This is a genomic window from Streptomyces sp. NPDC002232 (assembly GCF_042890295.1).
Classification (GTDB): domain Bacteria; phylum Actinomycetota; class Actinomycetes; order Streptomycetales; family Streptomycetaceae; genus Streptomyces.
This window is the reverse complement of the sequence record NZ_JBIARV010000002.1, coordinates 317213-328862: the sequence shown is the minus strand read 5'-3', so window position 1 is coordinate 328862 and position 11650 is coordinate 317213. Positions and strand designations below refer to the sequence as shown.

General features: G+C 71.9%; 10 protein-coding genes. 9 read left to right on the top strand and 1 reads right to left on the bottom strand.

Annotated features, from left to right (window positions below):
• Positions 1-39 precede the first annotated feature (39 nt).
• The 3 genes from ACFYXU_RS08240 (at position 40) to ACFYXU_RS08230 (ending at position 2211) form a co-directional block, all read left to right on the top strand.
• The gene (locus ACFYXU_RS08240) at positions 40-660 is read left to right on the top strand and encodes a cell division protein SepF (RefSeq protein WP_329856708.1); all 621 of its coding nucleotides are present in this window, start codon (positions 40-42) and stop codon (positions 658-660) included.
• 80 nt (positions 661-740) lie between these two features.
• Complete coding sequence (locus tag ACFYXU_RS08235) at positions 741-1031, top strand: YggT family protein (protein WP_015032938.1); 291 nt, start codon at positions 741-743, stop codon at positions 1029-1031.
• 67 nt (positions 1032-1098) lie between these two features.
• On the top strand, positions 1099-2211 hold the full coding sequence (locus ACFYXU_RS08230) for a DivIVA domain-containing protein (RefSeq protein WP_329856705.1): 1113 nt from the start codon (positions 1099-1101) through the stop codon (positions 2209-2211).
• A gap of 454 nt (positions 2212-2665) precedes the next feature.
• Here ACFYXU_RS08230 and ileS read toward each other — a convergent pair whose 3' ends face one another.
• Positions 2666-5800, bottom strand: a complete 3135-nt coding sequence (ileS, locus tag ACFYXU_RS08225; RefSeq protein ID WP_376512044.1) for an isoleucine--tRNA ligase — start codon at positions 5798-5800, stop codon at positions 2666-2668.
• 543 nt (positions 5801-6343) lie between these two features.
• Here ileS and ACFYXU_RS08220 point away from each other — a divergent pair.
• The 6 genes from ACFYXU_RS08220 (at position 6344) to ACFYXU_RS08195 (ending at position 11613) form a co-directional block, all read left to right on the top strand.
• Entirely contained in the window at positions 6344-7192 is an 849-nt protein-coding gene (locus ACFYXU_RS08220; RefSeq protein WP_389408266.1) for a TraR/DksA family transcriptional regulator, read from the top strand.
• 80 nt (positions 7193-7272) lie between these two features.
• Positions 7273-7914, top strand: coding sequence for a signal peptidase II (gene lspA, locus ACFYXU_RS08215; protein ID WP_389408267.1), 642 nt, complete (start codon positions 7273-7275; stop codon positions 7912-7914).
• Between the two features lie 43 nt (positions 7915-7957).
• Positions 7958-8899 (top strand): RluA family pseudouridine synthase, encoded by a 942-nt coding sequence (locus ACFYXU_RS08210; RefSeq protein WP_361394140.1) that lies wholly within the window; start codon positions 7958-7960, stop codon positions 8897-8899.
• Complete coding sequence (locus tag ACFYXU_RS08205) at positions 8896-9363, top strand: GNAT family N-acetyltransferase (protein WP_376512038.1); 468 nt, start codon at positions 8896-8898, stop codon at positions 9361-9363. Before ACFYXU_RS08210 ends, ACFYXU_RS08205 begins: the two co-directional genes overlap by 4 nt.
• Before the next feature lie 55 nt (positions 9364-9418).
• A complete protein-coding gene (locus tag ACFYXU_RS08200; protein ID WP_361394144.1) occupies positions 9419-11005 on the top strand; it encodes a Na+/H+ antiporter in 1587 nt (528 codons plus the stop codon).
• A gap of 38 nt (positions 11006-11043) precedes the next feature.
• On the top strand, positions 11044-11613 hold the full coding sequence (locus tag ACFYXU_RS08195; RefSeq protein ID WP_389456930.1) for a dienelactone hydrolase family protein: 570 nt from the start codon (positions 11044-11046) through the stop codon (positions 11611-11613).
• Positions 11614-11650: the final 37 nt, after the last annotated feature.

Sequence of the window (11650 nt, the reverse complement as noted above, 5' to 3'; positions counted from 1 at the left end):
TGACAAGGCCGATCCACCACAGAGCGGAGGACTCAGAGCATGGCCGGCGCGATGCGCAAGATGGCGGTCTACCTCGGCCTCGTGGAGGACGATGGGTACGACGGCCGGGGCTTCGACCCCGACGACGACTTCGAACCCGAGCTGGAGCCCGAACCCGAGCGCGAGCGGCGCCACACCCCCCCGCGCCAGGTGGAGCGCGAGGAGCCGGTACGCGTGGCGCAGCCCCCGGCACCCCGGGAGCCCATCGCCCATCCTGTCCCGGTACTCGCCGAAAGCGGACGTCCGGCCCGAATTGCCCCCGTGGCATCCATCACACCCGAACGCCCGAGCCTGGAGAAGAACGCACCGGTGATCATGCCCAAGGTCGTGTCCGAGCGGGAGCCGTACCGCATCACCACGCTGCACCCCCGGACCTACAACGAGGCCCGTACCATCGGGGAACACTTCCGTGAGGGCACTCCCGTGATCATGAACCTCACGGAGATGGACGACACGGACGCGAAGCGACTTGTCGACTTTGCCGCCGGACTCGTCTTCGGGCTCCATGGCAGCATTGAGCGCGTGACGCAGAAGGTGTTCCTGTTGTCGCCTGCTAACGTCGATGTCACGGCGGAGGACAAGGCCCGGATCGCAGAGGGCGGATTCTTCAACCAGAGCTGAGAACACGAGAACCGGACGGACCGGTCGCGAGGCGACCGGACAAGCGAGAGCACGTAAGTCAGGGGAGAGGGAAACGCGGGATGGGCGTCGCACTACAGGTGGTCTACATCGTGCTGATGTGCTTCCTCGTCCTCCTGATCGTCCGGCTTGTCATGGACTACGTCTTCCAGTTCGCCCGTTCATGGCAACCCGGTAAGGCGATGGTGGTCGTCCTTGAGGCCACCTACACTGTCACCGATCCACCGCTCAAGCTTCTGCGGCGACTCATCCCGCCGCTGCGTCTCGGGGGCGTGGCACTCGACCTGTCCTTCTTCGTTCTGATGATCATCGTCTACATCCTGATCAACATCGTGAGCAGCTTCGCGAGGTGATGGTGGAGCATCAAGTGGACGATACGGTCTTGCCGACTGCCGACGACTACGTAGAGGTGAAGAAGAGATGCCGCTGACCCCCGAGGACGTGCGGAACAAGCAGTTCACGACCGTCCGCCTCCGAGAAGGCTATGACGAGGACGAGGTCGATGCCTTCCTCGACGAGGTCGAAGCCGAACTGACCCGCCTGCTCCGCGAGAACGAGGACCTGCGCGCCAAGCTGGCCGCCGCGACGCGTGCCGCCGCGCAGAACCAGCAGCAGGGCATGCGCAAGCCCCCGGAGCCGCAGGATCGTCCCGTCGGTCCCGGCGCGCCCGTGCCCGCCGCCATATCCGGTCCGCCGGCCCAGCAGCAGCAGCCGCAGATGGGTCCGCCGCAGCTGCCGTCCGGTGCCCCCGCGCTTCCCCCCGGCCCCATGCAGGGCGGCCCCATGCAGGGCGGGCCCATGGGCCCCGGCCCGATGCAGGGCGGTCCCATGCAGGGCGGTCCGATGGGTCCCGGCCCGATGCAGGGCGGCCCCATGGGTCACCCCCAGCAGCAGATGCAGCAGCAGATGCAGCCGCAGCAGCCGCAGCAGGGCCCCGGCGGCGACAGTGCCGCGCGTGTCCTCTCGCTCGCCCAGCAGACCGCCGACCAGGCGATCGCCGAGGCGCGCTCCGAGGCCAACAAGATCGTCGGCGAGGCGCGTTCGCGTGCCGAGGGCCTGGAGCGGGACGCCCGCGCCAAGGCGGACGCTCTTGAGCGGGACGCGCAGGAGAAGCACCGCGTCGCGATGGGCTCCCTGGAGTCCGCCCGCGCCACGCTGGAGCGCAAGGTCGAGGACCTGCGCGGCTTCGAGCGCGAGTACCGCACGCGTCTGAAGTCCTACCTGGAGTCCCAGCTGCGTCAGCTGGAGACCCAGGCGGACGACTCGCTGGCTCCGCCGCGCACCCCGGCCGCGGCCTCGCTGCCGCCGGCCCCGTCGATGGCCTCGGCGGGCGCGGGCGCGCCGTCCTACGGCGGCAACGGCGCGATGGGTGGTGCCCCGTCCATGGGCGGTGCCCCGTCCTACGGCGGCCAGCAGCAGATGTCCCCGGCGATGACCCAGCCGATGGCTCCGGTCCGTCCGCAGGCACCGCAGCCGATGCAGCAGGCGCCGGCGCCGATGCGGGGCTTCCTGATCGACGAGGACGACAACTGACGCGGCGGGTCTACGCGTGCTGAGCGCGTAGCCGTCGGCAGTCGTGAAGGGCCGGTTCCCCTCGGGGAACCGGCCCTTCGACGTACCTGGCGATGGGGCCGCGCCGAGTGGTGCGGTGCCCCGTGCCGGTGGTGGGCCTTCGTCTCGCGCCCGTTGTGGGCCCGTCACCCGCTGCCCGTGTGGGCAATCGTCCCGCTGGGGCGGGACGGGTGGGCACACGGGACGGCGCGCTCTCGCGGCGCCTCCGCGTTCCGTGCCCTGGCCCGCACCGAGCAGTGACCGTGCACGGGGATGCGGGTCGGGGCGCAGGAGCCTCTGGCGCCGGCAGGGGCGCCGTCCGTTGTGCCCACCCGTTCCGCCCCTCGCGGAACGCCTGCCCACAACGCGGCGGGGGCGGGGGCCTGATGGAACGGTGAAGGGCCCGGCGGTGGGTGCCGGGCCCTTCTGAGGGGGGTTACGCCTTGCGGAGGTGGAAGGTGAGGGCGAGCGGCTCGTCCTCGAAGGCCGCGCCGAACGTGTCGTCGGCCCCGCCCTCCGCGTAGTCCGTGGACAGGACCTCGTCCGCGATCAGGCCCGCGTGGGCCGTCAGCGCGTCCGTCGTCTCCGGGGACGTGGACGTCCACCGCAGCGCGATCCGGTCCGCCACGTCGAGGCCGCTGTTCTTGCGGGCCTCCTGGATCAGGCGGATCGCGTCACGGGCCAGGCCCGCGCGCCGGAGCTCCGGGGTGATCTCCAGGTCCAGGGCGACCGTCGCGCCCGCGTCGGAGGCGACCGACCAGCCCTCGCGGGGGGTCTCCGTGATGATGATCTCCTCCGGGGTGACGGTGATCTCCTCGCCGTTCACCGTGAGGGCCGCCTCGCCCGAGCGGAGGGCCAGCGACAGCGCCGCGGCGTCGGCCGCGGCCACCGCCTTCGCCACGTCCTGGACGCCCTTGCCGAAGCGCTTGCCCAGGGCCCGGAAGTTCGCCTTCGCGGTGGTGTCGACGAGCGAGCCGCCCACCTCGGACAGCGAGGCCAGGGACGAGACGTTCAGCTCCTCCGTGATCTGCGCCCGGAGCTCCGGCGACAGGGCCGCGAAGCCCGTCGCCGCGACCAGCGCGCGGGAGAGCGGCTGACGGGTCTTCACGCCCGACTCGGCCCGCGTCGCGCGGCCCAGCTCGACCAGGCGGCGCACCAGCAGCATCTGCTCGGAGAGCGTGCCGTCGATCAGCGAGGCGTCGGCCTCCGGCCAGGTGGCGAGGTGGACCGACTCCGGGGCGTCCGGCGTCACGGGCACCACCAGGTCCTGCCAGACCCGCTCGGTGATGAACGGGGTCAGCGGGGCCATCAGGCGGGTGACCGTCTCGACGACGTCGTGGAGCGTGCGCAGCGCGGAGGCGTCGCCCTGCCAGAAGCGGCGGCGCGAGCGGCGCACGTACCAGTTGGAGAGGTCGTCGACGAAGGCCGAGACGAGCTTGCCGGTGCGCTGGGTGTCGTACGCCTCCATCGCCTCGGTCGTCTCGGCGACCAGGGTGTTCAGCTCGGACAGCAGCCAGCGGTCCAGGACCGTGCGGTCGGCCGGCGCCGGGTCCGCCGCGGACGGCGCCCAGCCGGACGTACGGGCGTACAGCGCCTGGAAGGCGACCGTGTTCCAGTACGTGAGGAGCGTCTTGCGCACGACCTCCTGGATGGTGCCGTGGCCCACGCGGCGAGCCGCCCACGGCGAGCCGCCGGCCGCCATGAACCAGCGGACGGCGTCGGCGCCGTGCTGGTCCATCAGCGGGATCGGCTGGAGGATGTTGCCCAGGTGCTTGGACATCTTGCGGCCGTCCTCGGCGAGGATGTGGCCGAGGCAGACCACGTTCTCGTAGGACGACTTGTCGAAGACCAGGGTGCCGACGGCCATCAGCGTGTAGAACCAGCCGCGGGTCTGGTCGATGGCCTCGCTGATGAACTGCGCCGGGTAGCGCGACTCGAACAGTTCCTTGTTCTGGTACGGGTATCCGTACTGCGCGAACGGCATCGAGCCCGAGTCGTACCAGGCGTCGATGACCTCCGGCACGCGCGTGGCGGTCTTCGCGCAGGTCGGGCACGGGAAGGTGACCGCGTCGATGAAGGGGCGGTGCGGGTCGAGCTCCGACTGGTCGGTGCCGGTGAGCTCGGTGAGCTCCGCGCGCGAGCCCACGCAGGTCAGGTGGTCGTCCTCGCAGCGCCAGATCGGCAGCGGGGTGCCCCAGTAGCGGTTCCGGGAGAGCGCCCAGTCGACGTTGTTCGTCAGCCAGTCGCCGAAGCGGCCGTGCTTGACCGACTCGGGGAACCAGTTCGTCCGCTCGTTCTCCGCGAGCATGCGGTCCTTGACCGCGGTCGTGCGGATGTACCAGGACGGCTGCGCGTAGTAGAGCAGGGCCGTGTGGCAGCGCCAGCAGTGCGGGTAGCTGTGCTCGTACGCGATGTGCTTGAAGAGCAGGCCGCGCGCGTCCAGGTCGGCGGTGAGCGCCTCGTCGGCCTTCTTGAAGAAGACGCCGCCGACCAGCGGGACCTCCTCCTCGAAGGTGCCGTCGGGGCGGACCGGGTTCACGACCGGCAGGCCGTACGCCTTGCAGACCTTGAGGTCGTCCTCACCGAAGGCGGGGGACTGGTGGACCAGACCCGTGCCGTCCTCGGTCGTGACGTACTCGGCGTTGACGACGTAGTGCGCCTCGGCCGGGAAGTCGATGAGCTCGAAGGGGCGCTGGTAGGTCCAGCGCTCCATCTCGGCGCCCGTGAAGGACTCGCCCGTGGTGACCCAGCCCTCGCCGAGCGCCTTCTCCACCAGCGGCTGGGCGACGACGACGCGCTCGTCGCCGTCGGTGGCGACCACGTAGGTCACCTCGGGGTGGGCGGCGACCGCGGTGTTGGACACCAGGGTCCAGGGGGTCGTCGTCCAGACGAGGAGCGCCGCCTTGCCCGCGAGCGGGCCGGAGGTCAGCGGGAAGCGCACGTACACCGAGGGGTCGACGACCGTCTCGTAGCCCTGCGCGAGCTCGTGGTCGGAGAGGCCGGTGCCGCAGCGCGGGCACCAGGGGGCGACCCGGTGGTCCTGGACCAGGAGGTCCTTGTCGAAGATCTGCTTCAGGGACCACCAGACCGACTCGATGTACGAGGGGTCCATGGTCCGGTAGGCGTCGTCGAGGTCGACCCAGTAGCCCATGCGGGTCGTGAGCTCGGCGAAGGCGTCGGTGTGCCGGGTCACGGACTCGCGGCACTTCTCGTTGAACTCGGCGATGCCGTACGCCTCGATGTCCTTCTTGCCGGAGAAGCCGAGCTCCTTCTCGACGGCGAGCTCGACCGGCAGGCCGTGGCAGTCCCAGCCGGCCTTGCGGGCGACGTGGTAGCCGCGCATGGTCCGGAAGCGGGGGAACACGTCCTTGAAGACGCGGGCCTCGATGTGGTGGGCGCCCGGCATGCCGTTGGCGGTGGGCGGGCCCTCGTAGAACACCCACTCGGGGCGTCCCTCGGACTGCTCCAGGGTCTTGGCGAAGACCTTGTTGTCGCGCCAGAAGTCGAGCACGGCGTGCTCGAGCGCGGACAGGTCTACCTGGGCGGGTACCTGGCGGTACTGCGAAGACATCGATCTTCCTCCGGCGGATGTGCCTCGTTCCGTCCGGAGGGACGAGAGCCGTGCTCCCGCGGTACCACCCTCCTTGGCCCCGGGCACGCACGCCCTGAGCCCCCTCATTGGGGTCGCGACGCCGGTTCTAGTCGCCGCGCTCTCGTGCGGCTTTCTTCCGACGGCTCCGGGGTGATGCTTCACATCGGGCTCGCCCCCGGGCTCTCACCGTCCCCGGGTCGCTCATGGCTGCTTGCGACGCTACTCGTCCCCATCCAAGCCTTTCGCTCCCGCCAGTGTACGGGCCGCCGGCGGCGGCGGCCGACCGGTTTTCGCGTGACCCGAATGGCCACACGGGCCGTGCCCGACTTCCGGTGCGGCCATGTGGGGGAGGTACGGGGCGGATAACCGGGCGGGGAGCGGGGCACAACGCAGGCAGGCCCGCCCCGAGGGGAGCGGGGACGGGTGGGAACGGCGGCGTGCCCCGTTGCCGCGGGCCCTGGGCCGATTTATCGTCCCAGCACGATTCGCGAGCAAGATCACAAAATGTGAAGGGGCCGCGACATGGTGGCGAAGAAGACCGCCGCGAAGAAGCCCTCGGTCGCCGGTTCCGCCGGTCCCGCCGAGGGCGCCAAGGACGTGTCCGGCAAGAAGTCGGCGGTCGACGGGAAGCCGGTCGCGGCCGCCGGGGAGACCGCCGCGCAGAAGACCGCCGGGAAGAGGCCGGCGGCGAAGCGGACGGCCGCGAGGAAGACGGCCGCGAAGAAGGCGGCTGCCGTGAAGGAGGCGCCCGCCGGGGAGGGCGCCGCCCGCGCGGCGGACGCCGGGGACGCGGCGGAGGCCGGCGCGGCCTCCGCCCCGAGGACGCCGGCCAAGAAGGCCGTCGCGAAGAAGGCGGCCGCCAGGAAGGCGCCCGCCGCGAAGAAGCAGACAGGAGCCAGGACGGTGGCAGCGAAGAAGACCGCGGGTGGTGTCACGACCGTCGGGGACGGGGCGGCGGTTCCTCCCGCGCGCGCCGGTGAGCTGGCGGTGCGTCCCGGCGAGGACCCGTGGACGCCGGAGGAGGTCGCCGAGGCCCGCAGCGGGCTCCAGGCGGAGGTGCTGCGGCTGCGCAGCGAGCTGGTCCACTCCCAGGAGGAGCTGACCGGTCTGATGCGGGACTCCGGCGACGGCGCCGGGGACGACCAGGCGGACACCGGCTCGAAGAACATCACGCGCGAGCACGAGCTGGCCCTCGCGGCGAACGCGCAGGAGATGCTGGAGCAGAGCGAGCACGCCCTGGAGCGGCTCGACGCGGGCACGTACGGCCTCTGCGAGGTGTGCGGCAAGCCCATCGGCAAGGCGAGGATGCAGGCCTTCCCGCGGGCCACGCTCTGCGTCGAGGACAAACAGCGGCAGGAGCGGCGCGGCTGACGGTCTCGGCTGCCGGTCCCGCACGCCTGTGCCGTACCCTCGGTGCACGGTCAGGCATCGAGGTCGAGGGACTCACTCACGTGGCAGAGGCGGAGCGCATCATCGGTACGCCGGATTCAGCAGGGGCCGACGAGACGGCCGCCCCCGACGACGGCACGACCACCCCCGACGGCACGGCCGCTCCCGACGGCACGGCCACCTCCGACGACGCGGCCGCTCCCGAGGAGCGGCCCAGGGGCAGGCGCCGGATCGTCGCCCTCTTCGTCGTGGCCGTGCTCGCCTACCTGCTCGACCTGGGCAGCAAGATGCTCGTGGTCGCCAAGCTGGAGGGACACGAGCCGATCGACCTCGTCGGGGACCTGCTGCGGCTCGACGCCATCCGGAACCCGGGCGCCGCCTTCGGCATGGGCGAGGCCTTCACCATCATCTTCACCTGCATCGCGGCCGCCGTGATCGTCGTGATCATCCGGCTGGCCCGGAAGCTCTACAGCCTGCCCTGGGCCATCGCGCTCGGTCTGCTGCTCGGCGGCGCGCTGGGCAACCTCACGGACCGGATCTTCCGGTCCCCGGGCGTCTTCGAGGGCGCGGTCGTGGACTTCATCGCCCCCGCGCACTTCGCCGTCTTCAACCTCGCCGACTCGGCGATCGTCTGCGGCGGCATCCTGATCGTCCTGCTGTCCTTCCGCGGCCTCGACCCCGACGGCACCGTCCACAAGGACTGAGCACCCAGGACCGAGCACTCCCGGCACAAGGCATACTCGACGGGTGAGCACGAGTCCCGAGATCCGCACCCTGCCCGTTCCCGATGGCCTGGAGGGCGAGCGCGTCGACGCCGCCATCGCCCGTATGTTCGGGTTCTCCCGTACGAAGGCGGCCGAGCTGGCCGCCGCCGGGAAGGTCCAGGTCGACGGCTCCGTCGTCGGCAAGTCCGAGCGGGTCAGCGGCGGCGCGTGGCTCGAGGTCGAGATGCCCGGGGCACCCGCGCCCGTCCAGATCGTCGCCGAGCCCGTCGAGGGCATGGAGATCGTCCACGACGACGACGACATCGTCGTGATCATGAAGCCGGTCGGCGTCGCCGCGCACCCCAGTCCCGGCTGGACCGGCACCACGGTCATCGGCGGCCTCGCCGCCGCCGGGTACCGCATCTCCACCTCCGGCGCCGCCGAGCGCCAGGGCATCGTGCACCGCCTCGACGTCGGCACCTCCGGCCTGATGGTCGTCGCCAAGTCCGAGTACGCGTACACCTCGCTCAAGCGCCAGTTCAAGGAGCGCACGGTCGACAAGCGCTACCACGCGCTGGTCCAGGGCCACCCGGACCCGATGAGCGGCACCATCGACGCGCCGATCGGCCGGCACCCGAACCACGACTACAAGTGGGCCGTCACCGCCGAGGGCAAGCCCTCCGTCACGCACTACGACCTGATCGAGGCGTACCGCTCGGCCTCCCTGCTCGACATCAAGCTGGAGACGGGCCGCACGCACCAGATCCGGGTGCACATGTCCGCCCACCGCCACCCCTGCGTCGGCGACCTCACCTACGGCGCCGACCCGACGCTCGCCAAGCGCCTCGGCCTGACCCGGCAGTGGCTGCACGCCGTCCGCCTCGGCTTCGAGCACCCGGGCGACGGGTCCTGGGTCGAATTCGCCAGCACCTACCCCGAGGACCTGCGGAAGGCCCTCGACCGGATCGCCTCGGAGAGCCAGTGACCGGCACGTACAGCGTCCGCGAGGCCGTCGCGGAGGGGGACCGGGAGGCGTGCTTCGCGGTGCGCCGGGAGGTCTTCGTCGAGGAGCAGGGCGTCCCGCAGGAGCTGGAGTACGACCCGTACGACGCGACCGCGGTGCACGTGCTCGCGGTCCGCGCGGACGGGGAGCCGCTGGGCACCGGACGCCTGCTGCACGGCGCGGACGCGACCGGCCGGACCGGCGCCGACGCCTCCGTGGGCTCGCTCGGCCGGCTCGCGGTCGCGAAGGCGGCCCGCGGTCTCGGGATCGGCGCGGCGCTGGTCCGGGGCATCGAGGACGCGGCGCGGGCGCGCGGCCTGAGCGCCGTCGACCTGCACGCGCAGACCCACGCGCTGGGCTTCTACGAGCGCCTCGGGTACGTGGCGTACGGCCCCGAGTTCCCGGACGCGGGGATGCCGCACCGGGCCATGCGGCGCACGCTCTAAAGCCCCCAGTGGGGGCGATTGCTTCCAAAACGGACGCACGTGACAGGGTGGGGCCGTGGATCAATTGGCCCTGCTCTTCCTGCTCCTCCTCGGCGCCCTGCTCACCGTGCCGCTCGGCGACCGGCTGGGACTGCCCGCGCCCGTCCTGATGACGCTCATCGGGATCGCGCTGGCCTTCCTGCCCTTCGTGCCGAACGTCGACATCCCGCCGGAGTTCATCCTCCCGCTGGTGCTGCCGCCGCTGCTGTACGCCTCCGTGCAGCGCACCTCGTGGCGGCAGTTCGCGGCCAACCGGCGGCCCATCTTCCTGCTCGCGGTGGCCCTGGTCTTCGTCACCACCGCCGCCGTCGGCGCGGTCGCGCACTCCCTCGTACCGGGGCTCCCGCTCGCCGCCGCGCTGGCGCTCGGCGCCCTCGTCGCGCCGCCGGACCCGGTCGCCGCGACCGCCGTGGCCGGCTCGCTCGGCCTGCCCCGCCGGCTCGTGTCGATCCTGGAGGGCGAGGGGCTCTTCAACGACGTCACCGCGATCGTGCTCTACCACGTCGCGATCGCGGCCGTCGTCAGCGGCTCCTTCTCCTGGCCCCAGGCGCTCGGCGAGTTCGTGCTGTCCGCGGTGGTCGCCGTGGTCGTCGGCCTGGCGCTCGGCTGGCTCTGCCACAAGCTCATCGGCCTCCTCGGCGACGTCACCCTGCAGACCGGCCTCACCCTCCTCGTCCCCTTCGTGAGCTACGTGCTCGCCGAGGAGCTGCACGGCTCCGGCGTCCTCGCCGTCCTGGTCACCGCCCTGTTCCTGGCCGAGCACGCGGCCGACGCCGACGACGTCATGGGCCGGCTCGCCGGACAGACCTTCTGGCAGATCGTCGACACCCTCGTCACCGGCATCGCCTTCGGCCTCATCGGCCTGGAGCTCATCCACGTCTTCGGCGTGGCCGAGGGCCGCGGCTGGCGGATGCTCGGCTGGGGCGCCGCCGTGGTCGGCGTCGTCGTCGGCGTGCGGCTCCTCTGGCTGCTCCCCGCCACCTGGCTGGCGAAGAGGCTGCACACGCTCCGGGACGTCGACGAGGAGATCCCGATGAGCTGGCGGGAGACGGTCGTCATGTGGTGGGCGGGGATGCGCGGGGTGGCCTCGGTCGCGCTGGCGCTCGCCATCCCGCTGCGCACCGACGACGGCGCGCCCTTCCCCGGCCGCGACGAGATCGTCTTCATCGCCTTCTGCGTGATCATCGCCACCCTGGTCGTCCAGGGCCTCACCCTGCCCTGGCTGGTCAAGCGCCTCGGGGTGCGGGCCGACGCGGACGCCGAGCGCGCCCTGGAGCGGGAGCTCGCGATCCGGGCCGCGAAGGCGGCCAAGCGCCGGCTGAAGGAGATCGAGGAGGTGGAGGAGCTGCCCGAGGAGGTCCAGGAGCGGCTGCTGCGCGGGGCGTACGACATCGGGGCGCGGATCAGCCCCGACATGGTGGACGACGAGCGGCGGGCCGCCTTCCTGGAGCGGACCCAGCGGTTCAAGGCGGTGCAGCGGATCCAGCGGGAGCTGATGTCGGCCGCCCGGCACGAGGTCCTCGCGGCGCGCAGCGAACCGGGCGCCGACCCCGAGGTGGTGGACCGGGTGCTGCGCCAGCTGGACGTGCGCAGCCTGCGCTGACGGCCGGGGTCCCGGTGGCGGGTGGCAGGATGGGACGCATGGACATCATGCTCTTCCACTCGGCCTACGGGCTGACCCCTTCCGTCGAGGCGGCCGCCGAGCGGCTGCGGGCCGCCGGCCACCAGGTCTGGACGCCGGACCTCTACGAGGGCCGGACGGTCGGGACCGTCGAGGAGGGCGTGGTGCTGCGGGACGAGATCGGCAAGGACGAGCTGCTGAAGCGGGCGGTCCTCGCCGCCGCGCCGTACTCCGAGCGGGGACTGGTCTACATGGGCCTCTCGCTCGGCGCCTCGATCGCGCAGACCCTGGCGCTCGGCGACGAGAAGGCGCGCGGGCTGCTGCTCCTGCACGGCACCTCGGACCTCGCGGAGTCCGCCTCGGTCGACGAGCTGCCGGTCCAGCTGCACGTGGCCGAGCCCGACCCGTTCGAGACGGACGACTGGCTGTCCTCCTGGTACCTCCAGATGCGGAAGGCCGGTGCGGACGTGGAGGTCTACCGCTACCGGGGCGCGGGGCACGTGTACACGGACCCGGAGCTGCCCGACTGGGACGAGGAGGCGGCGGAGCGGACCTGGGCGGTGGCCCTGTCCTTCCTGGGCAGCCTGTAGGACGTACGGAGAAGGGGCGTGGCCCCGGGGAGCCTCC

Excerpts from the sequence above, each read along its gene's own strand:
- ACFYXU_RS08240 (WP_329856708.1), top strand. The coding sequence starts at position 40 with ATGGCCGGCGCGATGCGCAAGATGGCGGTCTACCTCGGCCTCGTGGAG.
- ACFYXU_RS08235 (WP_015032938.1), top strand. The coding sequence starts at position 741 with ATGGGCGTCGCACTACAGGTGGTCTACATCGTGCTGATGTGCTTCCTC.
- ACFYXU_RS08230 (WP_329856705.1), top strand. The coding sequence starts at position 1,099 with ATGCCGCTGACCCCCGAGGACGTGCGGAACAAGCAGTTCACGACCGTC.
- ileS (WP_376512044.1), bottom strand. The coding sequence starts at position 5,800 with ATGTCTTCGCAGTACCGCCAGGTACCCGCCCAGGTAGACCTGTCCGCG.
- ACFYXU_RS08220 (WP_389408266.1), top strand. The coding sequence starts at position 6,344 with ATGGTGGCGAAGAAGACCGCCGCGAAGAAGCCCTCGGTCGCCGGTTCC.
- ACFYXU_RS08195 (WP_389456930.1), top strand. The coding sequence starts at position 11,044 with ATGGACATCATGCTCTTCCACTCGGCCTACGGGCTGACCCCTTCCGTC.